Annotated in this window: 22 protein-coding genes; 3 read left to right on the forward strand and 19 right to left on the reverse strand. The window is 67.9% G+C overall.

All coding sequences use genetic code 11. From position 1 onward, the window contains the following. Positions 1–7: 7 nt before the first annotated feature. The 19 genes from AC0662_RS18255 to AC0662_RS18345 all read right to left on the reverse strand — a co-directional run bounded on the left by AC0662_RS18255 (position 8) and on the right by AC0662_RS18345 (position 24,089). A complete protein-coding gene (locus AC0662_RS18255) occupies positions 8–1,081 on the reverse strand; it encodes a hypothetical protein (protein ID WP_478301871.1) in 1,074 nt (357 codons plus the stop codon). Then, on the reverse strand, positions 1,078–2,403 hold the full coding sequence (locus tag AC0662_RS18260; protein WP_478301873.1) for an oligosaccharide flippase family protein: 1,326 nt from the start codon (positions 2,401–2,403) through the stop codon (positions 1,078–1,080). The genes AC0662_RS18255 and AC0662_RS18260 overlap by 4 nt, the downstream gene beginning before the upstream one ends. After that, positions 2,400–3,692 carry an O-antigen ligase family protein gene (locus tag AC0662_RS18265; RefSeq protein ID WP_478301875.1) on the reverse strand — a complete coding sequence of 431 codons (1,293 nt, stop codon included), beginning with the start codon at positions 3,690–3,692 and terminating at the stop codon, positions 2,400–2,402. Before AC0662_RS18265 ends, AC0662_RS18260 begins: the two co-directional genes overlap by 4 nt. Before the next feature lie 6 nt (positions 3,693–3,698). After that, the gene (locus AC0662_RS18270) at positions 3,699–4,709 is read right to left on the reverse strand and encodes an aminoglycoside phosphotransferase family protein (protein WP_478301877.1); all 1,011 of its coding nucleotides are present in this window, start codon (positions 4,707–4,709) and stop codon (positions 3,699–3,701) included. Positions 4,710–4,747: 38 nt separating this feature from the next. Beyond that, positions 4,748–5,038 carry a hypothetical protein gene (locus AC0662_RS18275; RefSeq protein WP_478301878.1) on the reverse strand — a complete coding sequence of 97 codons (291 nt, stop codon included), beginning with the start codon at positions 5,036–5,038 and terminating at the stop codon, positions 4,748–4,750. Positions 5,039–5,178: 140 nt separating this feature from the next. After that, positions 5,179–6,339, reverse strand: coding sequence for a glycosyltransferase (locus AC0662_RS18280; protein WP_478301880.1), 1,161 nt, complete (start codon positions 6,337–6,339; stop codon positions 5,179–5,181). Further along, complete coding sequence (locus tag AC0662_RS18285) at positions 6,339–7,340, reverse strand: hypothetical protein (RefSeq protein ID WP_478301882.1); 1,002 nt, start codon at positions 7,338–7,340, stop codon at positions 6,339–6,341. The genes AC0662_RS18280 and AC0662_RS18285 overlap by 1 nt, the downstream gene beginning before the upstream one ends. A gap of 8 nt (positions 7,341–7,348) precedes the next feature. Then, positions 7,349–8,593, reverse strand: coding sequence for a hypothetical protein (locus AC0662_RS18290; protein WP_478301884.1), 1,245 nt, complete (start codon positions 8,591–8,593; stop codon positions 7,349–7,351). A gap of 28 nt (positions 8,594–8,621) precedes the next feature. After that, the gene (locus AC0662_RS18295; protein WP_478301886.1) at positions 8,622–12,839 is read right to left on the reverse strand and encodes a right-handed parallel beta-helix repeat-containing protein; all 4,218 of its coding nucleotides are present in this window, start codon (positions 12,837–12,839) and stop codon (positions 8,622–8,624) included. 23 nt (positions 12,840–12,862) lie between these two features. Further along, positions 12,863–14,320 carry an RtcB family protein gene (locus AC0662_RS18300; RefSeq protein ID WP_478301888.1) on the reverse strand — a complete coding sequence of 486 codons (1,458 nt, stop codon included), beginning with the start codon at positions 14,318–14,320 and terminating at the stop codon, positions 12,863–12,865. Between the two features lie 32 nt (positions 14,321–14,352). Further along, positions 14,353–15,828: a polysaccharide biosynthesis protein gene (locus AC0662_RS18305; RefSeq protein WP_478301890.1), complete on the reverse strand. Its 1,476-nt coding sequence runs from the start codon at positions 15,826–15,828 to the stop codon at positions 14,353–14,355. Next, on the reverse strand, positions 15,825–17,048 hold the full coding sequence (locus AC0662_RS18310; protein ID WP_478301892.1) for a DegT/DnrJ/EryC1/StrS family aminotransferase: 1,224 nt from the start codon (positions 17,046–17,048) through the stop codon (positions 15,825–15,827). Before AC0662_RS18310 ends, AC0662_RS18305 begins: the two co-directional genes overlap by 4 nt. A 92-nt stretch (positions 17,049–17,140) precedes the next feature. Then, complete coding sequence (locus tag AC0662_RS18315) at positions 17,141–17,848, reverse strand: response regulator transcription factor (protein ID WP_478301894.1); 708 nt, start codon at positions 17,846–17,848, stop codon at positions 17,141–17,143. Next, positions 17,845–18,462 (reverse strand): LuxR C-terminal-related transcriptional regulator, encoded by a 618-nt coding sequence (locus tag AC0662_RS18320; RefSeq protein WP_478301896.1) that lies wholly within the window; start codon positions 18,460–18,462, stop codon positions 17,845–17,847. Before AC0662_RS18320 ends, AC0662_RS18315 begins: the two co-directional genes overlap by 4 nt. After that, a complete protein-coding gene (locus AC0662_RS18325; protein WP_478301898.1) occupies positions 18,459–19,097 on the reverse strand; it encodes a sensor histidine kinase in 639 nt (212 codons plus the stop codon). The genes AC0662_RS18320 and AC0662_RS18325 overlap by 4 nt, the downstream gene beginning before the upstream one ends. Before the next feature lie 262 nt (positions 19,098–19,359). Continuing rightward, entirely contained in the window at positions 19,360–20,685 is a 1,326-nt protein-coding gene (locus AC0662_RS18330; RefSeq protein WP_478301900.1) for a right-handed parallel beta-helix repeat-containing protein, read from the reverse strand. A 277-nt stretch (positions 20,686–20,962) separates the two neighbouring features. Beyond that, positions 20,963–21,964 carry a sensor histidine kinase gene (locus AC0662_RS18335; RefSeq protein ID WP_478301902.1) on the reverse strand — a complete coding sequence of 334 codons (1,002 nt, stop codon included), beginning with the start codon at positions 21,962–21,964 and terminating at the stop codon, positions 20,963–20,965. A gap of 52 nt (positions 21,965–22,016) precedes the next feature. Further along, a complete protein-coding gene (locus tag AC0662_RS18340; protein ID WP_478301904.1) occupies positions 22,017–22,682 on the reverse strand; it encodes a response regulator transcription factor in 666 nt (221 codons plus the stop codon). Positions 22,683–23,429: 747 nt separating this feature from the next. Continuing rightward, complete coding sequence (locus AC0662_RS18345; RefSeq protein ID WP_478301906.1) at positions 23,430–24,089, reverse strand: DUF4145 domain-containing protein; 660 nt, start codon at positions 24,087–24,089, stop codon at positions 23,430–23,432. Between the two features lie 160 nt (positions 24,090–24,249). Between AC0662_RS18345 and AC0662_RS18350 the strand changes: the two genes are divergently transcribed. The 3 genes from AC0662_RS18350 (at position 24,250) to AC0662_RS18360 (ending at position 26,634) form a co-directional block, all read left to right on the forward strand. Next, complete coding sequence (locus tag AC0662_RS18350) at positions 24,250–24,870, forward strand: NADPH-dependent F420 reductase (protein WP_452195467.1); 621 nt, start codon at positions 24,250–24,252, stop codon at positions 24,868–24,870. Between the two features lie 86 nt (positions 24,871–24,956). Further along, the gene (locus AC0662_RS18355; protein ID WP_452195469.1) at positions 24,957–25,892 is read left to right on the forward strand and encodes an SDR family oxidoreductase; all 936 of its coding nucleotides are present in this window, start codon (positions 24,957–24,959) and stop codon (positions 25,890–25,892) included. Between the two features lie 73 nt (positions 25,893–25,965). Beyond that, entirely contained in the window at positions 25,966–26,634 is a 669-nt protein-coding gene (locus AC0662_RS18360) for an NADPH-dependent F420 reductase (RefSeq protein ID WP_478301909.1), read from the forward strand. The last annotated feature ends 213 nt before the right edge of the window (positions 26,635–26,847 follow it).

Raw genomic sequence — 26,847 nt, forward strand, 5'->3', positions numbered from 1 at the left:
TTCTCCTCTACTGACCGGTGCCAGCGGCAACGAAGATCGCTGTGAAGGTCTGCGCGGCGAGATCGCACTCGTGGTTGTAACCTGCCGAGTCCGTGGGGAGGGTCGACGGCGTCATGTGCGTGATCAGTCGCACGCCCTGCTGGTGCCGTCGGACCATCGCGGTCCACAGCGGGTTCGGCTGCAAGTCCGGGGCCAGGAGGCTGACGACCTGGCCCTGGTAACGCTGCCGCCAGGTCCAGATGTCGACCGCCTGCGCGCCAGCTGCGACGGGTACGTCGATGTACGTGGCCGCGTCGGTTCCCGCCTGATCGGCAGTGCCCTGATAGCCGTTCGCGTCCGCGAGGGCCTTGCGGGACTGCAGGATCGTCAGCGAGGCCCAACCCTGTGCGCGGATCCGGTTCCAGATGTCGGTCTGCGCAGTCTGCCGGTCCAGTCCCCACCGTGCGTAGGTGCTCTCGTCGAGCAGGCCGGTACTGAGATCCAGCCGGTCGATCAGATGTGCTCGCAGATAACTCTCGACGGCTGCGGCTGTCGCTGCCGGATACTTCTGCCGGACACGTTGTGCGCAGCCTTCCTGGTTCCCGCCGCGCCATGGCAGGCAGCCGAGCTCGGGTACCACCGCATCCACCAGGATCTGCTTGCCGGGGGCAATCTGTGCCAAGCGGCTTCGCGCCTGGGTCAGGAAGTCGGTGGCCTGGGCCGTCGACGTCAGCCCGTCGCCGTAGCCGATCTCGTCGGAGATCTTGAAGCCGGCGGTCCCGGATACCTTCGCCAGTTGGCCGAGGCGGGTTAGCGCCTGGTCGAATGCGGCCGGCCCTTCGAGCCACTTGGCTACGAGGTCGGTCTCCCACCAGATGGCAACGTCGCGTCGATGGAGCGCGTTGGCAAGGGCGACGTACCGGTCGCGAGACAGATCCACTGGCACGCTGCTGGTTGTGGCTGCACCGGACGGCATCGCCGGCTGCGAAGTCGGAGTGGCCGAGACGGGACTTGGCGTGTCCGTCGGATTGCTGACCGGCGACTTCCCGGAGCAGCCGACGACGAGCATCAGCACAGCGGCGGTGATGGCAACTGCTTTCATGGTGCTCCCTCGCCGACGGCGACAGTTGCACGGTGGCGTGGCTCGGCGGCGCTCAGGCGGAGCAGCAGACCGATGAGCAAGGCATCCGTCGACAGGTAGGCCGCTGTCGATGCCACCGCTGCGCCGAGAGCGCCGTACCGCGGGATCAGCGTCACGTCGAGCACGACGGTGACGGCCAGTCCGACGCCGAGGACGATGGAGTTGAGGCCGGGCGTCCCGCGGCCGTAGAGATACGCACTGGCGACGCCGGAAGCGCCGGCCAGGATCATGCCCGCGACCAGAACCCGCGCCGGCGTCACAGCCGGTTCGAACGAAGCCCCGTAGAGCAACCGCATTGCGGGCGACGCGAGCAACGCGACGGGGACCGCGGCGACGATGATTCCGGCCAGCGTCGGCCGTATCATCCGCCGCGCGATACCGGCCGCCTGGCTCCGCTCGAGTTTCGCGAGCCGTGGGTAGAAGACCCAGGTCAGTGCGGTACCGGGCAGCCGCAGCAGTTCGGCGTACTTCGACGCGACCGCATACCCACCGAGGATCGCCGGTCCGGCGATCGCTCCGAGGATCACGACGTCCAGTCGGAGGTTGAGCAGCGTGATGAGACCCCCGACCTGACCACGCAGGCCGTACGACGCCACCTGTTTGCCGAGCACGCGGTCGGGCCGGCCCCACCAGCCGTGCCCGTTGCCCGCCAGCCCCATCCGGCGCCAACCGAGCAGGCGGCTGACTCGGCGCCAGGCGTCGACGGCGACGACCAGGTCGGCGATACCGAGTCCGAGAATGATCGCGGCGATGCCGTGGACGCCGATGACCAGCGGGAGAACGAAACACGGCAGGAAGGCGAGCTCCTCGGCCGCGATGATGACGTCGCCACCACGCCGATCCTCCAAGCCCTGGAGAGCGGTCTTGCCGAGCGTGAGGAACAACTGCGTCGCGACCGTCGCGCCGGCCGCCGCGATCAGCCACGGCGACTCGTGGGGAAAGAACACCTTGGCGATGAGCGGCGAGGCGGCCACCCACAGCGCGGTACCGGTGAGAGCTCCGGCGAATCCGATCGCCATCAAGGTCGGCCACAGCCGCGGCAGTTCTCGTCGCGGTTCCGCCAGGAAGTACGCGAGCGCGCCCGGCAGTCCGAGAACGCACAGGACGCCGACCAGGCCGGGCATCATCCGCAGCAGCGCGTACTCGCCGACCGCGGCCGGGCCACCGGTCCGCGCGACCAGAACGGTCGCGAGCGTGAGTCCGAGCATCGCGAGGAGGCGGGCCGAGCAGTTGGCGAGCACGGTCCGCAGCAGTTCGCCGATGTGCAGGCGGGACCGGATCATGACGTCTCCTCCTGCTGATCCTGCATCGCGAGGACGAGCGCCGCGATCAGGCCCAGCCAGGTCCACAGGTGCCGGAAATGCAGGACTTCGTAGAAGCCCGCGGCCGTGACCATCACCGGCCCGATGACCGCGAGCAGCCACGGTCTGGGCACCAGTTCGGCGTACGCCTTCGGTAACGTGCCGAAGACCAGCCGCAGACAGCGCACGAACATCGCGACACCGAACAGGAGCAGCCCGATGCCCCCGATCAGGCCCCGCTCGAGCAGTGTCGCGAGGTAGTCGTTGTGGGCTTCCTTCACGTAAGGCGCCTGGGTCGCGGCCAGGGTCGCCTTCGTTCGCGCCGGTCCGAAACCGGCGGCGTCACCTTCGAGGAACAGGCTCGCGCCTTCCTTGACGATCGTCGCCCGCTCGCCGCTGGAGTTGGCGCTCCGCCCGAACGAGTCGCGCAACAGCGGCACACTGCCGGCCGCCCGTTCACGGAGCTGGCCGAGGTCGACGCGAGGCATCACGAGCCCGACCATGAGCCCGCCGAGCAGGGCGGTGGTCGCAAGGGCGGCCACGCCGGCGACGGCGCCCTGGTTGCGGTACCTGCTCGCCGCGAAGGCGAGGACCAGACCGACCAGCAAGGTGAGCATCGCGCCGTTCGAGCCGGTGAACCCGATCGCGGTGAGCACCAGGATGTACGCGATCCGCCGGACGCCGGGGGAGCGCGGATGCTTGCAGGCGGCCATCACGAACAGCGAGACGACCAGGTAGTTGCCCGCCAGGTTCGGGTCGCCGAAGGTATACGACGCGCGAACGCCGTCCTTCGCGGAGACACCAGTCAGGGCGTTGATCCCGACCAGGTAGGCGACCGACATCACGCCCGAGTAGATCGTGGCCGTGCGGCACCAGGCCACGGTGACCGCGCCGACGATCGCCGGGTTGTGCCGCCCTAGTGCGAGTGTGGCGCCCCACGCGAACAGCAGCAGGTCCTGGATCAGCACCAGCGCGGCTCCGCCCGGCGCGGCAGAGACATAGGCCGCGAACGCGCCACCGAGCACGAGCCCCGCCACTCCCGTCGCGTACGGCAGCTTGATCGGCAGGTGCGCACGAGCCGACCACAGCACGGCGAGCACGATGCACAGTGAGATCCCGGCGTCGGCGGGTGCAGTGTTCCCCGGACCGGCGGGGACGAGGAACGGCAGCAGGCAAGTGGTCAGTCCCATCACCGCTGCGAGTACGTCGCCGCGGGGCAGCGTGGCCCAGCCGACAATGCCGCCGGTGGGTGCGGGAACCGTCGTCGTCATCGAGCATCAGCTCCGTGGCTGGTCAGCGACCAGCGGCGAGTAGGGGAGGTCGGCCAGCAGTTCGAGGTGGTTCGCGGCGAACTCGTCGTCGTTCGCGGTGGCCGCGATCTCGCCGAGGCCGGCGAGTGCGGCGCCGTACCAGAGGACTGACGGCAGTCCGAGGCCGTCGATCCCGGTGCGCAGGTACAGCCGGACGAGATCGGGCAGCCAGCCGGCTTCGAGCAAGCCGTACCTGATCCCGGCACCGAACCCCGTGCGCCGCAGGCCACCATGTCCGCGCACCTGATGTCCCGGGCGGGTGTGGCGATCCAGATAGAGGCAGTAGCTGAGCGCGAAGCGGACGAGATCACGCAGCGGCCATCCCGCGCGGACGCCGCTCTCCCAGTCCACGACGCCGGAGATCCGCCCGTCGTCGACGAGCAGGTTCCCGAACCAGTAGTCGCCGTGGACCATCGTCTTGGCAACCCGATGGCGCTTCAGTTGCCGGTCCGCGGCCGCGAGCCGCACCTGCGCGGCCTCGAGTTTCTGGTGTCCGGCCCACCGGGCGCGCAGGTTGTCTGCGACCTCGCTCGCCCACGTGATCCGGCCCCGGTCGCCGGCAGTGGCGAGCTGGAAGTGGCGAAGCCACCCACCGGCCAGGGCGAAGTCCGTCGCCACTGGTTGCCGCCGGGACGTGTGCAGCCACCGGTGATAGGCGACGCTCATCGGAGCACCCCGGACGACGGTCGTCACGACGGACGGCAGCCCATCGCTTTCGAGGGTTTCCAGATACTGGGGCACGGTGTGCTCGAGACCGCCGAGGTTCGCCTCGCCGAGCGCGATCAGCATCCGGGTCTCCCGGGAGATCGCGCTCGAGGCCGCAACCGTCACCGGGATCTTGATGGCCACCGGTCCAGCGGGCCCGTCCACAGAGCGGCCGGCGAGCGGTGTCACGATGAATGTCCGCTTCGCGTCCGGATCCCGTGACGTGGCGATCAGCACTCCGCGGCTGCCTGGCGCGAAGAGCAAGTCGTGCACAGACCTGGGATGTGGGTGAAAGACCTTGGGAGCTTCGGTCATGGTCGCCTCCCGACGACGACGCGGGCCGGTGCGATCGCGCCGGTCCAGAGCCACGGCGCACGCCGGGCCACACCGAGCAGGGCAGACGCGGGTACGGCGGTCAACGCCAGGCCAGGCGGCACAGTTGCCACCGCGGTCCAGAAGTGCCGAATTGCCTCCTCGACGTCGTCGATGACGACCATGGGTCGGCCAAGGGTCGGCAGCACGATGAACTCCCGCTCCACCACGACGCCGAGTTCGTGCGCCACATGCCGAAGGCGTCGGCGGCTGAGCGGCCGCTGATCCATCAGCACGACTGGATGGTCGGTGGAGAGTTGGTCTTCGTCGACCGGCCCGGATCGGATGTCGATCTCAACCGTTCCGGGTGGACACAGCTGCAACCAGGGCGAGGTGGGCCGCTGGAGTCGACCGACGGGCTCGGCGCTGCTCACGGGGCAACCAGGTGGGTGGACCGAGTTGCGGAGTACACCTGATCGAGGACCTCGGCCAGACTCTCGGCGTCGTACGTGGTGCCGGCGCCGTCCTGACCTCGACGGGCCATCCGTTCTGCCTTCGCGCGATCGTCGAGCAAGTCGTCGATCGCTTCGGCCAGTAGCCGCGGACGACCCGGCGGAACCAGGACGCCGCTCTCACCGGGGATGACCAGATCAGGTACCGAGTTGACCGCGGTCGCCACCACCGGGATGCCACAGCGCATCGCCTCGACGACAGCACAGGGGAGACCCTCGTACCGGCTCGCCATCGCGAACACGTCGAAGGCCGGCAGGAGTTGGGGGACGTCGGATCGTTCGCCGGCGAAGACGAAGCGTTCCGACAGACCGGCCCGCCGTACCAGCTCGTTCGCAGCGCGGGCACCGGGACCGGAGCCGATCCATACCGCGACGGCGCCGGTATGGCGGAGCGCGGCGATGGCTGCGATGAAGTGCTCGGGCGCCTTCTGGTAGTCGATCCGCCCGACGGTGCCGATCAGCGGCGTCTCCGGGGTGATCCCGAGTTCGGCGCGGGCAGCCGCTCGCGAGCTCTCGGTGCGCGGCACGGTGACGGACTCGACCACCGGCGTGATGGTGCGCAAGGTGCTCGGTGTGGCCAGTCCGCGCCGCAGTGCCTCGGTGGCAACGCCGCTGCCGATCGCCAGCACGCTGTCGGTGATCCGGGCGAGCCGTCGTTCGATGGCGACGTACGCTGCCCGGCGGAGTGGATTCTGGAACTCGTGGAAGGGAAAGCCGTGGTAGGTGTGCACGATGCGTGGCACTCCCGCCCGGTGCGCGGCCAGTCGTCCGAGGGCCCCCGCCTTCGCGCTGTGCGTGTGTACGACGTCGTACCCGCCGTCTCGGCAGAGCTCGGTCAGCAGGCGTAGTGCCCGCCGGTCGTCGTTCGGTGCGAGCGGTGAGACCAGCGAAGGTTCGATCACGACCCGCAGACCGGCGTCCGTCGCTCGGTCGGTCAGCGGTCCGCCCTGTCCGGTGATGATGGTGATCCGGTAGCGCGCGGGATCGAGCGGCAGCACGCCCCGCAAGGCCACCCCGCCCGCGCCGGCGATGAACCGGGTCACGATCTGGGCGACCTCGATCCGCCCGTCGCCGGCCATCAGCCGGTCCTGCCGGTGCGTACGGCGGCCAGCGGGCGCCTCAGCAGGTCGGTGAGGCCGGCGCCCGGCTCCTTGGCGAGCCGAAGCTCCAGGCAGGGCAGGCGGTTCGCGAAGCCCGCGGCGACTACGTCGATCGGTGCATGGATCGGACCGCAGCCGGTCGCCGACGCCACGATCGAGGCGATCGACCAGAACCGGCGTAGTTCACCAGCGGCATACGTGCCGGCGGCGATTCCACGGGCCGCCTGAGCCGGGCTCAGCTCCCGAAGCTCGGGCGCCGCTTGCGTTCCACGCCGCAGTACGACGACGAGCTCGGGCGTAAGGGAACGGACCCGCTGTGCCCAGGCCTGCTCGCGGCGGCCATGGGCTGCCCGTCTGCCGCTGTTCGCCACCAGCCGAAGTGGCTCGGCGACTCCGTAGGCCGTCGAACCATCGCACGCTGCGAGGTTGTCGCATGTAGCCCGGGCGCCGTCGGCCAGCGCCCGCGCAACCAGGGTCGACTTGCCGACGCCTCCTGGTCCGGCCAGCAGCACGGCGACCCCGCCGACCTCGACGACCGACACATGCAAGGGCGCGAAGCCTTGAAGGCCCGCGAACCACAGCGCCGGGTAGTGCAGCAACACTTGACTGCTCAACGCGCGGTGCCTGGCCGGCAGCAGCTTCGCTGCGACGGATTCCTGGTACGACGGCCGCCAGCGACTGGTGACGCTGAGCCCGTCCTCGTCGATCGTCCATCGCTGGTCGAAGCCCGACCCGCCGACGTTCTCCAGCACGACCTCGTGGGGGTCGACTGCCCACGCGCGTCGAGTGACGACCTCCGCTCCGTGGGTGTTGAACGGTCGGCGGGTGTCCTCGACCGACAGGACGACGTTCGGTAGGTCAGCCGTCGCGAGACCGGATCGCTCAGGTCCTCCGGCCATGGCGACAAGCGACCGTACGACCGTGTTCGCGCCGTGGGCAGCCACGCGCTGACCGGCCGTGTGCAATTGCGCCGTACTCATACCGGTACTCACACGAGCCTGCCGAACCGCCGCTTGGCGGGTCCCTGGACGATACCCAGCACCGGCCAGCGAACCGCTTTCAGCACGTCGTCGAGATCGTCGAGTCGGCGCAGCAACACAGAGCCGGACGACACCACGACCACGCCGGCCGTCATCTCGTCCTCGGGTGTCACGGCGGACAAGCCGGTGAAGCGGACGTCGGCGAACCCGACCAGACCGGTTTCCTCGAGGTCGAACCCCCGGTCGTCGTTGTCGGCACCGGCCGGCTTTTTGAGCCGCTGCGGCGCGTGTGCTCGACCTGAGAACGCGAACAGCAGCTTGCTCACCGTCTCGGCATCACCCTCGTCGGCGCCCATCAGGACGACGGCGTCGACACCTTGCCGACGCGCCGCCAGTGCCATGGTGTTGCGGAGCGACTCGACGTCCTCCGTCGCCTTGCCGAGCACGGGCGCCTGCAACAGACGGGCGAGCGCGCGGAGGCTGTTCACCCGCGGACGGAACGTCTCGATGACTGTCGCGAGAGTCAGTCCGAGGACGAGTCCGAGCAGCAGAGCCAACGCCAGTTGCGGCAGCATCGACGTCTTGACCTGCCGGATGTCCGGCTTGTTGCTGACCATCACCACGTGGTCACGCGTCGCGGCGTTCGCGACGAGCGACGCGCGCTGGCTGCTCAGCTGGCCGATCAGCAGGTTGGCGGACTGGATCTGTACGCCCAGGTCCGCCCGTGCGGTGATGTCGGCGATCCCGCGGAGCTGTGTGACCAGCTTGTCCCGCTGGTTGGTGGCTTTCGCGATCTGGCCGGACAGGCTGGTCATGGTGTCGTCGAACGACTCCTGGTCGCCTTGGTTCATGAACAGGACGACCCGGGTCGCGAGCTGGGTCACGATCGGTCCCGCGGCGAGCGGATCGTCATCGGTGACGGTGAGCTCGACGATCGACGACTCGCCGAGGCGCTGCGCCGAGATGTTGGTCGTCGCGTAGGTCTCGACATCGCGCTGCGCGTTGGCCGCCATCAGCGCCACGCCGAGCAGGCTGGGTGTGGTCGCCACGGCAAGCACCCGGCTGTTCATACCTTCCGCCTCGGTCGCAGATTTCGGTGCGCCGGCTACGACCTGCAGGCGGATGGAGGCAGTGGTCGGATCCGGCCGGCGCGCGGCCAGCATCGCCGCGCCGGCGACCGGAAGCAGCATGCACACGAGGATGATCCCCAGGTGGGCTCGCACGATCCGGCGGAACATCTCTTCGATCGTCATGGATGCGCCCTTCGTCCGTTGCTGTGCATCACAGCGTGACCAGCACTTTCTTGATGGCGGAGCTGGACAGGCCGACAGTGTCGGTCACGGTCACCTTGACGATGTACAGACCGATCGAGCTGTAGGTGCAGGTGGTGGTCGGAGTGGTCTGGGGCGGCTTGGCCGCACCCGTGCCGCAGTTGAACTGGTACTTCGCGATCGGCGACTTGTCGACGCTGGTCGAACCGGACGCGTCGGCGGTGAGCGACTGGCCGCGCCGGAGGCCCGACTTCGAGATCGTCAGCTTTGCGGTCGGAGCCACATCGGCCAGGATCTTGACCTGCACCGTGGCCTTGCTGGTCAGGCGGCCGGCGTCTGTGACCGTGACCGCCGCGGTGAACGTGCCGGCGTTCGGGTAGTCGCAGGTTGTCGTCGGTGTGGTGATCGCGCCGGAGGTGTGCCCGTTGCCGCAGTCGAAGCTGTAGCCGGCCAGCGGCCGGCCGTCGGCGTCGGACGAGGTCGATGCGTTCAGCACCACTTGCTGCGGCCGGTAGGCCTGCGTCGGTGTTGCGGTGATCCGCGCCGTCGGCTTGCCGTTCGCCTGCACGACGATCGGTGCGCCTGTCCAGCTGTCACTGAGTCCGGAGGCATCCGGCACGGCCGCGCTCGGCGTGAATGTCCCGGCGGCTGTGTAGTGACAGACTCCGCTGGACTGGTTCAGCACCGTGCCGTTGCCGCAGGTGATCCGGTACGTCGTGAGTGGCGCACCCAGACCTGCGCTGTGCGACGCATCGATCGTCACATCCAGCGGTGCGAACCCGCCGGCCGGAGTAGCCGTCACCGCGATCGCCGGACCGGTGTATTCGAAGGCTCCGAGGTCGGCGAAGGTGATCGGACCGACGCCGGTGTCGGCGATCGCCGGGTGGTCGGCCGGCGCAGTACCGTCGCGGTTCACCGCGGTCCAGCCCGCGGTCGCGGTGTCTGCTGCGTCGATGGCCGGTGACGTGCTGGTCACATGCAGGTCGCGAGTGGTCAGCGCCACGAAACGCGGGTTGACCGACTTACCGGCCGGCTCCTGACCGCTGACGGTCCGGAACGAGGCCAGCGTCGTGTAAGGCTTCGACGCCCACTCGAACAGCGGACCGTTGACGGCGGTCTGGAACACCAGGTCGCGGTCCATCGTGATGCCCGGGCTGGACGTCTCGTCGACGCGGATCTCGCCGATCGTCCGGGTGCTGCCTACCGCGTTGTCCATCGCGACGTTGTTCCGGCTGGTGCCGCCGCTCGAGCCGCCCTCGAAGTTGATTCCGGCGGTGGCGTTGCCGACGACGGTGTTCGAGACCACGATCGATCCCGGCGCGCTGGAGTTGTCGATGCCGTGGTCGCCGTTGTCGTAGATCACGTTGCGGCGGATCGTCGTACCGGTCGAGCCGGTGTAGGCCTCGACGCCGGAGTCGTCGTTGCCGTAGGCAGGTTTGCCGTCGACGACGACCTGCTGGGACGCGGAGGAGACGTCGATGCCGGTCGCAACCCTGCTGCCGAGCCGCTTGTTGCGGTACGCCGTGACGCCGGTGACCGTGACCCTGGTGCTGCCCTGGACGCTGACGCCGTGGAAGTTGTTGTCGTGGGTGATCGAGGCGCTCAGTTGGCTGTCGGTCGAGTTGAAGAAGCGGACACCGATCGACAGGTTCGACGCGGCCTGGATGCCGCCGAGGGTGGCGTTGGCCGACCCGTCGACCGTGACACCTTGCGCACCGGCCTGGGCGATGTCGAGTGTGCTCAGCGCGACGCGCTGGATCCGGTCCAGGTAGACGCCGCTCAGGTTGGTCTGGCGCACTGCGAAGCCGGTCACCGTGACGTCACTGACCTGGCGGAGGAGGATGCCGAAGCCCCGTGCGCCCGCCGCGACCGTGTGGCCGGAGGCTGGGTTCGTGCCGCCGGTGTCGACGTACAGAGTGGCCGTCGGCACGTCGTAGAACCAGGTGCCGCTGCTGGTCGTTGTGGCGCTGGTTGCCTTCGTCAACGGTTGGCCGTCCAGGAACACCTGTGCCGGCACGGGCGTGAAGGCGTGCTTCCAGGCGGTCGTCGTGGTCGTGGTCCAGCCGACCGGGTCAGAGACGTCGTCCGAGCCGACGATGACCGCCGACGGCGAAGTGGCGCGCAGAGTGATCGGGGCGCCAGGCTGACCGCTGGCAGTGATCTGGACCTGCTCGCGATACTGCCCTGGTCCTACCAGGATGGTGTCACCGGCGAGTGCCTTCTTGGTCGCCGCGCCGATCGTGCAGAACGGCGTGGTGGTGCTGCCGGGTCCGGTGTCGCTGCAGGCCGGGTCGGTCTGCTCGACCGAGTAGGTCTGCAGGGTGCGGGTGCTGACGACCTCCTGCGCGGTGGCGGTGTCGGTCATTCCCGCGCTGTCGGTGACGGTCACGGTCACGGCGTACGTTCCCGCTGCGGCGTACGAGTGCGTCGCGGTCGCTGCAGGCTGCGGCCCGACGACGGTGCCGTCGCCGAAGTCGAAGGTGTACGACGCGATGCCGGCCGTGTCGTTGTCGCTCGAGCCGCTCGCGTCGGCTGTCACCGGAGCCGCCGGTGGGAAACTCACCGCGGCTGGGTTGAGGCTGAGGGCGGCGTGCGGGGCGTAGTCGGTCACACCCGCGACCGGCTGGAACTCCAGGGCGCCACGGTCGGCGTACGTCGGGCTGCCGGTACCGGTGTCGGGAGTGATCGGGTCGTCGGCGAGCGAGTTGCCCGCCTGGTCGGTGGCGAGGAAACCGGTGACGCCGGAGTTGGCGGAGTCGACCGCAGCAGATCCACCGGTGAGCCGGAAGTCCGCGGAGCCGGCGTCGGCGAAGTCGGGATCCACGGACTGACCGTGGCTCTCTTGACCGGTCGCGGTCGTGAACGCCTCCAGCGTCTTGTAGACGATCCCGTTGACCTTGTTCGAGGACGCGCTGACGTGGTTGTAGGCGGTGTCGTAGTCCGCGACCAGGCCGGAGTACGAGCCGGCGTCGACGTACAGGTCGTACTCGGAGGCAGTGGTGCCGTTGTCGACCAGGAGGTTGTTGGCCGTGGTGGCGCCGGTCGAGTTGCCCTCGATCGAGATGCCGTCACGCCGGTTCCCGTACGCCGTGTTGTTCAGGTACTGCACGCCGGTCGAGGACAGGGTGTCGAAACCATGGTCGCCGTTGCCGTACGAGAGGTTGCGGACGACCCGGGCGCGGTGGCTGCCGCTGTAGATCTGGACGCCGCTGTCCTGGTTCTGATACGCGATGTTGCCGCTCACTGTGTTGTCCGGTGAGCTGGTGTCGACGTCGACACCGTTGGCCGTGGCGTTCGGGTTCACCGAGACGTTCGCGTACGTCGTGTTGCCGGTGATCAGGTTGTTCGTCGCGTTGGCCAGACCGATACCGTGCAGGCCGTTGTGATGACTGGTCGATCCGGCCACGGTGACGCCGCTCGACGCGGACAGGCGGATGCCCGTGGACAGCGAGTTGTCCACAGCAGCGGCGCGAATGGTGATCGCGCTGTTCGGGCAGGTGTCGACCAGTACGCCGTTGCTCGCGGACTGCGAGGCGGTGACGTGGTCGACTGTGATCGCGGACGAGGTCAGCAACCGAACACCGGCCAGGTTCGGCCGGACGAACTGCAGGTTGCTGATGACAACGTTCTGCCGGCTCGTCGTGGTGACGCCGAACGACTGTGCGCCGGCTTCGACCTCGTGCCCGGCGCCCGGGTTGGCGCCGCCGATGTCGACGTACAGGACCTTGGCGGTCGCGTCGTAGAACCAGCTGTTCGGCGTCGTCGTGGTGGCCGACGCCGCGGCGGCCAGGCGGTTACCGTCGATGAAGACCTGACGTGGCGCCGATGGCGGTGCGTACGGCGTGCTCCACGCGGTGGTGCTGGTCGCTGTCCACAGTGCGGCGCCACTCAGCACTCGGGTTCCGAGCACGATCACGCCCGGCGCGTCGCCGCTCACGGTGATCGGATCGGTGGCGGTGCCGGACGCGTTGACGGTGATCTGCTCGCGATAGGTGCCGGGAGAAACGTGCACGGTGTCACCGGGATTGATCGCCTTCGTGGTGCCCTTGCTGATCGTGCAGAACGGCGCGGCCTGGGTCCCGGCGCCGGTGTCGCTGCAGGCGACCGTGTTGTTGACCCAGTAGCCGGTGCCGACGGCAGACGCCGGGCTGCTGGTGACGACCAGCAGTAGGGGAGCGGCCGTGAGCATGACCGTCCAGGCCGCCAGGCTCCGTAGCCGCTTGGTCATGATTTCTCCCGCTCGTCGAAACATCAGTGCAGAACCGCGATGGGCCGCATCCGCGCGACCGGCCTGACCAGGCCGTTGCGGATGAGGACGTCGAGGGCCGCGTTGACGCCGCGGTCGTCGAAGTGATGGGCGTCGGTGGGTGCGCCGTCGGCGTACCGATAGCGACGGGTCTTCCGTTTCAGTGGGTCGTCGCCGGAGACACCGCGTGCGATCAGATCGGACACCACGGTGCCGGCCCCGTGACAGGCGGAGTACAGGCTGGTGGCCGCCCTGTCACCGGCCACGGCCAGATAGCTGGACGTTCGGTGGGTGCCGGGCAGCAGGACAGCCTGCCCGGTGTCGGCGAACGTCGTCCCCGGCGTCATCATCGAGGCCGGGAAGGCTCGGCACGAGTTGTGCCGATGGATGATGCCGGTCCGGTTGCCCACGGGCTCCTCGTAGATGCTGTTGTGTGGCGAGTCCACGACCAGCCGACCGGTGGCGCCGCCGAAGGAGTCGGCAGCGATCCGGCGGAGAACGGCGTACGTCGCGGTCCGGAAAGCGAAGCCGTAGTTCATCGCCGCCGCGGTCGCGAGCATCAGCCGCTGACCCTCGTCGCTCGCCAGTGGCAGGGGAGTGCAGCCGGCGGTGAAGTACAGGCCGAGCCGCGCCTTGAGCTGGGCGAAGGATCGCGCCGAACGAAGGTGGAACCACGGCTTCAGTGCGGCGTTCACGGCCTTGATCTGCGCCGGGTAGTCCTTGCGGCGGAAGAACAACCGGCCGATCTCACCGGTGAACACCCCGCCACCGCCGTGGTACTGGATCGTCAGTTGTCCCTTGGTGACGCCGAGCTTGCCCGCGCGCTCGGGATCGAGAATCTCCTCGACGCGTTGCAGTTCCACGAAATGATTGGAGGGTCCAATGGTCCCGAACCGGTACCGGGCCAGCTGGAAGGCGATCCCCGGGAGCTCGGAGCGCAGCCGGTCCATCCCGCCGTACCGCTCGAGGTCGATCCGGCCGCCCTCCTCGATCCGCTCGAGGTCCTCCGACGGCGCGCCCCAGCGATCCACGCTGAACTCGGAGCCGTCCCGGACGGCCTTGACGACTTCCGTGCGGCTCAGCTCGGCGGTGCCGCGCGTCGGGTACGGGTAGCGCTCGCGGACCGCGCGCATGAACACGTCGACGGCCTTGTCGTCCGGTACTTCGGAGTCGACGGCGATCAGCGCCATCCCGCAGTTCACCGAAGAGCTGGTCAGATCCGGGCGGATCGTACCGTTGGTGGCGACCGCGACGCTCGACGGCAGTTCCATCTTGGACTTGTGATGGAAGTCCGGTAGGACGACCGGTGGAGCGGCCAGGTCCGCGCCCTCGACGCGATGTCCGAGCGCGGAGATCGTTGCCCGGTCTGCGGGGAGCAGTGTGCTGTCATCGAAGACCGTCGGGGATGTGACGGTTCCGTCGAGGACGCGGACGTCCAGTGGTGGCCGAGCCTCAGTGGTCATGCTTGTACTCGCAGTCGTCGAAGAGATGATGGTCAGAAGTCATCGGGGTACGGCGATCCGGCGGAGACCAGCCCTGGCGTCGGGCTGTACTCGGGCACGAGCCGGCGAAGGTGCCGGAACACCTCGTCCGGGCGGTTGTGCGCGGCGGCGTCGTACAGCTCGCGCAGCCCGGCACGGAAGCCGGCGGCCGCCCGTGGCGGCCGGGTCATCGAGATCCGCGGATGATCGGTCGGCAAGGCCTCCTCGCCCGCGCCGAACAGTTCCTCGTGAAGCTTCTCCCCGGGCCGCAGGCCGGTGTACTTGAAGTCGACCTCGCGGATGTTCAGCACGTTCGCGAAGTTGTGGACCAAGTCGACGATCCGGACCGGTTCGCCCATGTCGAGGACGTACGTCGCGGAGCCGTCGGACATCCGGAGCGCCTCCAGGACCAGGCCGACGGCTTCCTCGATCGTCATGAAGAACCGGCTGACGTCGGGATGGGTCACCGTGACGGGCGAACCGCTGGCCAGCTGGTCCCGGACCACGTGCAGCAGTGAACCGCGGCTGCCCAGCACGTTGCCGAACCGCACTGCGGTCAACACCGTGGAGGCAGGTTGCTGCGAGTCCAGGACCAGCTCGGCCAGACGCTTGGTTGCCCCGAGCACCGAGGTCGGGTTCGCGGCCTTGTCGGTCGAGATCAGCACGAACCGTTCGACGTCGTGGGCGACAGCAGCCTCGACGAGGTTCTGGGTGCCGCGGACGTTCGACTTCACGCCCTCGCAGGGATGGCGTTCCAGGACCGGGAGGTGCTTGAGTGCGGCGGCGTGGAACACGATCTGCGGCCGGTAGTCGCGGAACAGCTGGAAGATCCGCTCGGTGTCACGGATGTCCGCGACGACGGTGTTCTCGGTGTCCAGCAGCGCCTCGCCCCAGAGCTCGAGCTGAGTGCGATGCAGATTGGACTCGTCGTGGTCCAGCATGACGAGCTGCTCAGGACCGAACCCGTACACCTGCCGGCAGAGCTCGCTGCCGATGGAGCCGCCGGCTCCGGTGACGAGGACTCGCTTGCCGGCGATGGTCTCCCGGGCGTTGCGGCTGACGACGTGCATCTCGGGGCGCCCGATCAGCGGCCCGACTTGCAGGGCACGCATGTCGGTCCCGGCGATCTGCCGCTGCAACGCGGACAGGAACGGCGGCAGGTGCAGTACGGTCGCGCCCAGGGCGGCGGCGCGGAGCCCGAGTTCCCTCACCTCGTGCGACGGCATCGACGGTATGGCGACCACGACGACATCGGCCCGGTTGTGCTCGAGCACCTTCTCGAGGTCGGCCAGAGCGCCCAGGACCCGGCGTCCGCCGTACCTGCGGCCGTGCTTGGCCGGGTCGTCGTCGAGGAACCCGACCGGCTGCAGCCCGAACGAGCTGACCCGGTGCAGGTCGCGGGCCAGCGCAATGCCGGCCTCACCGGCCCCGACCACGATGGTCCGCAACCGGCTCTTCTCGCTGTCGTGTAGCAGCACAGGCTGGCTCATTCCGTTCCCTTTCCGGTGATGCCCTGGTGAGCGATGTCGGCGAGCGCCGCGCAGACGGCGTCGACCTGGTCGTCGGTCAACCGGGGATAGATCGGCAGGGACAGCAGTTGGTCGAACAACGTGTCCGCCCCGAGCAGCCCGATCGACGGGATCAGTGCTGCCTGGCTGAAGTAGGCGAGCCGATGGACCGGGACGAAGTGCACCGAGGTGCCGATCGCGCGCTCGGAGAGCGCGGCGATGACCTCGTCCCGATCGATCCCGCCGTTGAGCTGCAGCCGGATCGGGTACAGGTGCCAGGCGTGCCTGCCATCCCGGGCGTCGGGGCGGTGCGGTAGCCGGATGCCGGGGAGGCCGTCCAGTTGTTCGTCGTACCGCGCGGCGATCTGCGTGCGCCGACGCTGCCAGGACGAGAGGTGCCCGAGCTGCGCGCGGCCCATCGCGGCCTGGATGTCGGTCATGTTGGCCTTGATGCCCGCTTCGGCGACGTTGTAGCGCCAGCTTCCACCGGGGAGATAGCGACGCCAGGCGTCGGCCGTCATGCCGTGCAACCGGGCTCGGCGCAACCACTCCGCACGGGTCGGGTCGTCGGTGGTGATCATGCCGCCCTCGCCGAGTGGCAGGTTCTTCGTGGCGTAGAAGCTGAAACACGTCGCGGCGCAGCCTGATCCGATCGGAGTGCTGCCGGTATATGTCCCGAGCGCATGCGCGGCATCGACGACCACCCGGTCGAGCGACACCTCGGCGGCCGCTGCCAGTCCAGGTACGTCGGCGACGTCGCCGGCCCAGTGCACAACGGTCAAGGCAGCGGGCGGGCCGAACTCACGCACGGCGGTTCGCACGGTGTCTGGCGTCGGCATCCCGGTCTTCGGATCCACGTCGACGAGTACTGGCTGGTGTCCGGCGTGAATGATCGCCTGGACAGCGCCGCAGAACGTCATGGTCGAACTCAGCACGAGCGAGCCGGGCGGCAGGTCGAGCGATCGTAACGCGAGCTCGATCCCGTGTGTGCACGACGAAACGCCGACGCCGTACTCCGCGCCGACGACCGTCGCGAACTCGGCCTCGAAGGTCGCGACCTCACGACCGGTCGTTACCCAGCCGGACCGCAGGACGCGCAGGGCGGCCGCCTGTGCTTCTTCGGTGATGTGACAGTCCGCGAACGGCACGGCGATGTCTTCTGCTCGTGCAGCGCACGGCACAGCGTTGATCCGGGTCGTCATCCCGATGCCCCCCTCAGAGCCCCCTGATGTCCCTCGACGCTACGGGGCCGTGACCGCAGCCCGCGCCCGACGACGGGATGAGAACGCCTACGTCAAGAAGATGATTCGGATCCCTTGGCGAGTGCGGACGTCCCGGTCTCGTCGATCCCTGCCACACCGTGTAGCCGCGCGAAGGCGACCAGTGCGAGCGCGGAGTGCTGCTCGGTTCGGCGCAGCAGACTTTGGATGTGCGTCCGCACTGTGTTCGTGGACACGAAGAGGTGTTCGGCGACCTCGGCTCTGTTCATTCCGGAGACCAGACAGCGCAAAACTTCGAGTTCGCGTGGCGTCAGCTGGTCCACCAGGCCTACCGCTGTGCGCTGCCGGTGCAGATCGTTCATGAGGTGATCCAGGACCGGTTGCAGCATCGCCGGCGCGAGGTACAGATGGCCGTCGAGGACCTGCCAGAGCGCTGTGACCAGAGCCCTCAGTTGGGTGGTCTTCGTCAGCCAGCCGCGGGCGCCTGCTTCGAGCGCCTGCACGATCAGCCGTGGCTCCGTGCTGCCGGACAGCACGATCGCCTCGGGTGCGTCCGGCATGGCCGCCAGGTCGGCGAGGAGGTCGTAGCCCGACTCCTCGGCCAGTCCCAGATCCACCAGCACCACATCGGGCCGATCAGCTCCGATCAGCGCGCGAGCCGTATCGAGGGTCGAAGCCGTGCTGACCCGCTCGATTCCTGGCTCGGCAGCGAGGAGCCCTGCGAGTGCTTCGGAGAAGACGCGATGATCATCAACGAGGAGGACAGCGACTCCGCTCTTCACCGGTTCCCGCCCTCGGCGAGGTCGCGGATGTCGACCAGACCGGCGGCGGCAGCAGCGCGAGCGATCTTGCCGCGACCATGCACACCGAGTTTGCGCAGTACCTGCTGAACGTGCGTCCGGACGGTGTGTCTGCTGACGCCGAGCTCCGTCGCGATCTGCTCGGTGGAGAGACCGCGCACGACGAGGCGGAGTACTTCCAGCTGTCTGGTGGTCAGCGGATCGACAACGTGCTGCCTGCGGCGGTCCGCGGCCGGCCGGCCTTCCGCGACCCGGTGACCTCGGGCAACCCTGGTGATTGCCTCCGACACCGTCCCGAGGCGGCACGCCTTGCTGACCACACCATCCGCGATCCCAGCGTCGTAGGAATCCCAAGCCTCTTCGTCCTGTACGTCGGTCAGCAAGACGATGGCTGTCCCGGGGCAGCGGTCGTGCAACGACTCGGCCGTCCCCGGCGCAGCGTCGACCACGCACAGATCGGGATCCAGCCGGCCGGCCGCGTCGAGGAGCTCCCGCGGATCGTCGGTGGTGAGGAGGACGTCGTACCCTTGGCCGTCGAAGGCGGCGGCGAGGACCGATGCGAACAGCCACTGGTCGGCACAGATCGCCAGCCTCATGCCGACCTCACCGCGCGATATCCGGTCGCGAAGCAAAGCCGAACCATGGTTCCGATTGCCGGCGCACTGGCAATCTCGAGCCGGCCGTCACAGGCACGCGCAGCCGCGGCCACGACGGACAGGCCGTGGCCCGTTCCTGAGGTGACAGCACCGAACCCGGGGCCGTCGTCGGACACCTCGACGTACGCCTCGCTGTCCGTCGAGCCGACGCGGATCACCACCTGTCCCGAACTGCCGGCCGCGCGACACGCGTTGTCGAGCAGATTTCCGATGGCCCTCCGCAACAAAGTCTTGTCACCGGACACCACAATGCGTGCCGCTCGCTCGAAGACCACCGGCGCGCAGTAGGTGACGCGGACCACCTCGGCGCACTCGCCGGCGAGCTGTGTCAGATTGACTCCGCCGATCCGCTGGGCGGGTTCCTGCTCGACATCCAGCAGTTCGGCGATGGCCGCGAACTGCTGATGGATCAGACTCAGCCGGCCAATCCCGGCGTCGTCGATCCGGTCCGCAGACGGCTCGGACAGGACCAGACCCGCGGCAACGTACTGCCGCAGGTCGTGGCACAGACGCGAAAGATGTTGCGATCCGCCGGCAAACTCACCCATCTCGGGCGACGTGTCGACAGCACTCATTGGTGACCCCCCTCAGGTCCCCACCGAGCCAGGCCGCCCACCGCGGCCCACGTTCACCAAGCCCTTCGACGACCACGGACGGTCACACCGCCGTTGTCTCCCCGTTCGAGCCCCCCAGGCGCACGCGTCTCGGTCTCAGGGGTCCAGTAGAGGCCGCGACCAGGCAAAAGAGGCAGGGGTCCGACCGATACGTCATGATTCGGTCATTTTCACGTCATCTTCTGTTCAGCAAAGTCCGCCGTCGATTGATGACCGACCGTGATCAGGGCTGATATTCGTAGGCGCCGAGATCGTCGTACCGCCGTGGGCCCTCCGCGAACGCATTGCTGGTGGCCGGATCATCGACGCGGGCCTGTCCCTCGATGTCGCTGGACTGCGCTCCGGAGACCCCCGAGTTGCCTCGGTCGATGGCCGGGGAACCGGCCGCAAGCCGCAGGTTCCACGAGGCGGCCGCCACAAAGCGGGGGTCGGCCTGCACGCCATGTGCTTCCTGATGTGTTGCCGCCTGCATCGCGGCGAGCGAGGTGTACGTCGTGCCGAACGCGTACATCTTGCCGGCCTTGGTCAGCCAGACGAGGTTGTGATCCACCGTCGTCGACGACGGAGCCGAGTCCCAGATTCCGATGTTGCCGGCCCGCCGGGCGCAGGAGATGCCGTTGTACGCGGGATAGACCGCGTTGTCGACAGCCACGTTGTTCATCACCTGGTAGTTGCCGGACGTGCCCTCGACGTTGATGCCGGTCGTGCAGTTGCGGTAGACGGTGTTGCCGATCAGCCGGCCGCCGGTGACGTTGAGGTCGTCGATGCCGTGATCGCCGTTGTTGTAGGTGACGTTCAGCGCCGCCAGGTTGTCGTTGCCACCTGTGTAGAACTGGATGCCCGAGTCCTCGTTGTCGTGCGTGACGTTCCGCAGGATCGTGTTGCCGGGGCTGATCACGTTGATTCCGTTGGCATTGCGGCGGAATCCTTCGGCGTTGAAGCTGGCCGAGTTCCCGGTGACGAGGATCCCGGTGGAGCCGGAGCTGACCAGGATGCCGGTGCCGTTGTTGTTGTGCACATTGTTGCTGCTGACGACCGACGTGCTGGATCCGCGGATGCTGATCCCGTACGCCGTCTTACCCGAGGCCTGTTGGCCGGCACCGCTCACAGTGTTGCCGCTGACGGTGATGTCGTGACTGCCGGACACATAGACACCGTCGTAGCGAGTGCCGGCGAAGGTCAGGGCGGACAGCGTGATGTAGGAGCGGGACGAGATGTTCGCGCCGTAGCTGGCCGGCGTGAGGATCGGGTGCCGGCCGGGCCACGCGGTGATCGTGATCGTCGCGCCCGCCGTTCCGGACACCGCAGGCTTGATGGTCTCGCTGTAGCTTCCGTCGCCGATGTACAGCGTGAAGCCGGCTGCGAGTTTGCTGACGCCTTTGACAACGGTGCAGTACGGCGTAGTCGCCGTACCCGGCCCTGAGTCGGAGCAGCCGTTCGCGGTCTTGTCGACGTACAGCGTCGTCGTCGCAGCTCGTGCGACGAGTGGACAGGCCAACGCGGCAGCGGTGAGCGCGATGATGCCCGCTGCTCTCCCCAGGAGCTTCATACCTTCAGTGTGGCCGGACAGTGTCCGCGGCGCATCGCGCATTCGACGTAAACCGGCACGCCGTGCGGATGAGAACGGGCTGCGTACGTCGGGGGCCGGCCGATCTTTGGGGTGCGGTCACGACGAGGGGGTGTCGTTGGCCGCGGTCGGCCCGGCGCCCGGTGCGATGTGGGGCGCATCCGAGCCAGTTGTCGACGTACGCAGCATGTTCCCCCCTGCAGGGTGGCGTGAGGCCGTGCCACGGTGCAAGGAAGATGACGTCGCTGTCATCGAGTGGTCAGGTCGCGGGGAGCTCCAGCGTGAAAACGGCGCCCCCCTCGGGATCGTTGCGGACGGAGAGTGCACCGCCGTGAGCGATCGCGGCGGACCTCGCCATCGAGAGTCCGAGACCGGTTCCCATCGCACCGTACGGCGGCTTTCGGTGCCAGAACCGATCGAAGACATGGGGCAGGTCGTCCGGTTCGATCCCCTGACCCGAGTCGCCGACTTCGACGATGCAGCGGTCACCGGACCGGACACACTGCAGTCTGATCACGCCACCGACCGGCGTGAAGTTCACGGCATTCTCGATGAGGGCGTCGAGCGTCATCGCGATCCACTCCGGATCTGCTCTGATCACGCCGGTGGGGAAAGAGCGGATGCGCCAGACCCGATCCGAGTTCGCGGACCAGTTGGCCGCCAGTTCGTCGATGAGCTCGCCCAGATCGGTCGGCTGTTTGGACAGAGCTCCGCCCGAGTCGAGATGCGCCACCGCCAGCAGCCGATTCGAGAGGGAAGACATCCGCTCGAGTTGGAGCATCGCGACCGAGACGTCGGACCGAACCTCGTCGTCCAGCGGCTCGGCGGCGACGAGTTCCAGATGGCCGCGGGCGATCGTCACCGGAGTCCGGATGGCGTGCGACGCATCGCGGAAGAACTCGCGTTCCCGATCGACCGCGTCGAGCTGCCGGCCGGCCATCGCCCTCAGTTGCTCGACCGCGGTCATCCGCCGGCGGGCATGCCAGACCATCACCAGAAGTAGCAGCGGCATCAGTGGAATCTCGGCCAGCTCGGGGCTCGGCAGCCGTCCCTCCGAGGCATGAATGATCATCAACCAACCGCCCAGCAGGGTGATCGCGACGGTCGCGGAGATTGTCGGGATCACCGGCCAGATCCGGTACCCGTAGGCGATCGCGACGGCCAGGAACATGATGTGGAACGGACCGGCCTCATGGCCGGGCAACGCGAACATCAGCCCCATCATGCAGACGACGAACACCCCCACTGCGATGTCGATCACGAAGCCCAGCTGCCGCCGGGACCGGAGATCGCCGAAGCGGGTTGACAACACGTCAGGCGGTTTGGAGCTGATAGCCGACATTTCGCACCGTCACGATGAGATCAGGCCGGAGTTTGGACCGGAGCCTGCCGACGCAGACGTCGACGACGTTCGTCGACGGATCGAAGTCGTAACCCCAGACCTCCGACAGCAACTCCTGCCGGGAACAGACGACATCGGGGTTTCGCATCAGGTGCCGCAGCAAGAGGAACTCACGCTTCGCCAGCACCGTGGGCCGGCCGTCTACCAGGAGCTGCCGGGCTTCCAGGTCCAGCACCATGTCTCCGACACGGAGCACGTTCTTCCGCCGACTGGTGGCGTCCTCGCAGAGCCGGCCCCGGGCCCGGGCGATCAGCTCCCGGATCGCGAACGGCTTCGCGAGGAAGTCGACCGCACCTTGCTCGAGGCAGCTGATCCGGAGCTGAACATCCGCCGTCGCCGAAAGGACCAGGACTCGATAGCCCGGATCTTGGGCGAGCAGCGCCGAGAGCACAGCTTCGCCGTGCATGCCCGGCATCACGAGGTCGAGCACGATCAGCGCCGGTCGCTGTTCCAGCGCGAGCCGGAGTCCCTCCAGACCGTCGGTAGCGCTGAGTACCTGATACCCCTCTGCCTCGAAGGCCCGCCGGACGAACCGGATCAGATCCGGCTCGTTGTCGATGACAAGAATTTTGGTCACCTTCGTCCCCTTCGCTGATGACCGTGTGTAGCACAACCGACAGACATTCTGGAACGTTCGACCTCCACAGGGAAGCCCCTGTGACCGTTTTCGTGCCGCATCTGCGCCACCTTTTGGTTACTGAATGTTAATCGATCGTTTACCTATGCGTTCGCGCTGCTGACCGCGCTCGGGGCCGCCACACCCGGTTCCGCCATCGGAGGCTTGTCGCCCACCTGCGGTCGATGTCGTCGGCGGCTGTCATCTGCCGAGGTGGATGTGGGCAGCCCATCGGCTGGGGAGGCCGGGGTAGCGACTTCGTAGACTGCACAGCGTTCCGATCACGGTGCGGTAACCGGCCAATTGGAACGCTGCAGTGAGGTGGGCGGCTTCGTCCGCCACGCCCGGAGCGCGCGCCGGCTCTTCTCGGGCTGGATCCTCAGCCAGCCGCCATACCCCTCGCGTTTCCACGGCTGGCTCGGCCGCGGCGACACGCTGACGGCGTCCAGGCAGACCTTGGATACAGACAACCAGTCGGTCGCCGGTCGAGCCCCGCCCGAGCACGTAGTCGACGGACTGTGGATCCACGGCTCACCGGCTGAGTGTCGCCACCAACTCACCGCGCTCCGTCAATCCGGCGTCACGTCTATCCTGCTGTACGTCGCTCCGCCCCCTTGAGCTGGTCAGCGGCACACGCGACTTCACCGACGTACTCGGCGAACTCGCTACCTCTGATGCGACCAGATCGCCACAGATGACCCGGCCAGATCAACACGATGAATGCGACCAGATCAACACAGCTATCGCGGCCAGGAGACGCCCCCGCAATGAGGCTGCTGCGCCGGCGAGATCGTTCAGGGCTGCCACCACCACGTTCCACGCGATGCGGACGGTGTCCGGGTCCGGGCGGTAGTCGTCGGTCAGTTGCCGCTTCGGGTGCACGAGGTTGCGGTGGTTGCGCAGTACGTGGGCGTAGTCGGCGACGTCCCTGGAGATCCAGCCTTGCTCGCGCGCCTTGTTGATCATCGTCTCGAAGTGGTCTCGGGGCGGCCGGTCATCGAGGGGGTGATGGACGAAGAAGTCGTAGAGCACGCCTTCGAGCAGGCTGCCGAGCATGATGACCGCGGCCGTGGGCGCACCGCTCTGCCAGCACGCGTGCGCCTCGTCGAGCCGGGCCTGGAGTTGCTCACCGAAGTTCGCGTCACCGACGACGTCGCCCAGGTTGGCGGTCAGCTCGACCGGAATCGCCGAAGTCAACCGGTTGGCGTCGGGTGCCTCCCGCCGCTCGATCGACGGCCGGTTTCGGTCCAGGACGATGGCCAGGTCTTCTACAGCCAGGAGTTGATTCAGCTCCGTCAGTACGGCGATCCGCCTGAGCGTTGGTGCAGGCCACTCCGGCCGGCTTGCCGGGCTTGCAAAGCGGAGCACTGCCCCGTATAAATGGACTAGTGCTCCGGTTAGCCCGCTCAATTGTTCGATTCTGAGCTGCTGATCGACGGCGCCTGATCAAACGGCCGGACATGAGGCCGGGGGCCGTTCTGCCTCGGCCGCGGAAACTTCGATTCGAACCAGGGAAAGAGAGTCAGCCATGAGCAGCATCAGCATCATCGGTGTCGGGACCTACGCCCGCGCCATCGGCACCCGTGCGGTCGAGGGCGGCAACGCCGTCGAGGTCATCGGCCGCGACGCGACCAAGGCCAAGGAGCTGGCTGCCGCGCTCGGCGGCAGGGCTACGACGGGGACATTCGGCACGGCCCCTGCCGGCGACATCGTGATCCTGGCGGTGCCGTACGCCAGCGCCGTGGCAGTCGTCGCCCAGTACGGGGATGCACTGGCCGGCAAGGTCGTCATCGACATCTCCAACACCTTCGCCGCCGACGCCACTGGGCTGGTCACCCCTCCGGGCAGTTCAGGAGCGCAGGAGATCGCCAGGGCATTGCCGGAGAGCGCGCACGTTGTGAAGGCGTTCAACACCGTCTTCGGCCACGTTCTGGCCCTGGGCCGCCCGCTGGATGTGCTCTTTGCCGGCGACGACGATCGGGCCAAGGCGAGCGTGTCGGCCTTCATTGAGAGCCTCGGCTTGCGGCCGCGGGACGTCGGCGGCCTGGAGATGGCGCACTGGCTCGAGGGCGCCGGCCTGCTGATCATGGGGCTGGCCGGCCACGGTGCGGGGTTCAACATCGCCCTCGGCGTCGACGTTCTCGACTGAGCGCATCTGAATCTTGTCGCGTCGCATCAACTGAGCCGATCTACGGCGCACGAAGAGCAATCCACCGGCTTTCATCAGGAGTAGTAATGCGCGTTTTTGTTACTGGCGGGACCGGCCATTCCGGTTCGTACATCATTCCCGAGCTCATCGCCGCCGGGCACGAGGTCACTGGCCTGGCCCGGTCGGACACGGCCGCGGCGGCGCTGTCCGCTGCCGGCGCCAAGGTGCGCCGCGGCGACCTCGAGGATCTCGACGGTCTCATGGAGGCGGCGGCGGATTCCGACGGCGTCATTCACGTCGCGCATCGGCAAGACCTGCTTCCGTTCGGCGGGATGGACGCGGTGTCCGCGGCGGAACTCCCGGTGATGCTCGCGTACGGCGAGGCGCTCGCGGGCACCGGAAAGCCGCTGGTCGCGGCGGGGAGCATTGGCTCGTCCGGGCAGCTGGGCCGGCCGGCCACCGAGAACGACCCCGCCCTACCCGTCGGCGATGAGCACAAGGGAACCCTGCGGGTTCGCAACGTCGTGGAAACCGCCGTCCTCGATCTCGCCGAGCGCGGAGTACGGTCGTCGGTCGTACGGATTGCCAATATCGCGCACGGAACGACCGATCGTGCCGGCTTCCTCCCCACCCTGATCGCGCTCGCGAAGGAGAAGGGCTTCGCCGGTTACCCGGGCGACGGCGCGAACCTGTGGAACGCCGTGCATGTCCGCGATCTCGCCTCCCTGTTCCGCCTGGCGCTGGAGAAGGGCCCGGCCGGCAAACACTGGCACGCGGTTCAGGACGAGGGCATTCCGTTCCGCGAGATCGCCGAGGCGATCGGCAGCCGCCTGGGCCTGCCCGCCGTAAGCATTCCCCTGGACGAACTGATGCTGCCGGGATACTTCGGGTTCCTCGCGAATGTTGTCACGCAGAGCTACCCGTCGTCCAACCTCATCACCCGCCGCGTCCTCGGGTGGGAACCCGTCGAGCCCGGCCTGGTCGCCGACCTGGACAACGGACACTACTTCCCCGGCAGCTGACGGCAGGGGAGCCGGATCGCAACGCGCCCGGCGCACGACAAATAGCGCGACTCTTCAACAATGAAGGTTGAATATGACGACTGTGGGATTCATCGGCAGTGGACAGCTCGGCAGTGCCGTCGCGCGGCTTGCCATCGAGGCCGGACACCATGTCCTGCTCAGCAACTCGCGCGGTCCCGAAACGCTCGAGGACACGGTCGCAGAGCTGGGGCCGCGGGCGTCCGCGGCGACGAGTACGGAGGCCGCGGCGGCCGGTGACATCGTCGTGGTCACGGTGCCGGTCAAGGCGTTCCCCGAAGTACCCGCCGCGCCACTGGCCGGGAAGACGGTCATCGACACCTGCAACTACGGCCCCGAGCGTGACGGGCACATCCCCGAACTCGACAGCTTGTCGCTGACCTCGAGCGAACTGCTGCAGCGCTACATCCCGGACGCGGTGGTCGTGAAGGCGTTCAACAACATCTTCTTCAAGCACCTGCTGTCACTGGGCCGCGCGGAGGGGGCGGGCGACCGCTCGTACCTGCCGATTGCGGGGGACTCGGCACGGGCGAAGTCTGCGGTGACCGAGTTCATCGACTCCATCGGTTACGGCGTGGTGGACGCGGGGTCGCTGGCCGATGGGTGGCGGCAGGCGACGGGCACGCCGGTGTGGGCGACTCCGTACGGGCCGACCTCGGACGAAAAGGGCCAACCGGCCGGCGAGGACGCCATCCGCGCGGCACTGGCCACCGCGACGCAGTAACCGCAAGCGGTCAGGCCACCGAATTCACGGGTCACCGCCCCATCTACCAAGCAAGGAGACTCCCAATGATGTTGTCAAGTTGGGTTGAGGGTTTGTGAGTGTCGGCTCACGCTGCGATGGCGGCGGGTCTGGGTGGGTGGATGTCGAAGGTGCGGCCGTCGCGGATGAGGGCCCAGAGCACGTTCAGACGGCGTCTGGCCAGGGCCAGGATCG

It is taken from the genome of Kribbella sp. NPDC043289, assembly GCF_056436705.1.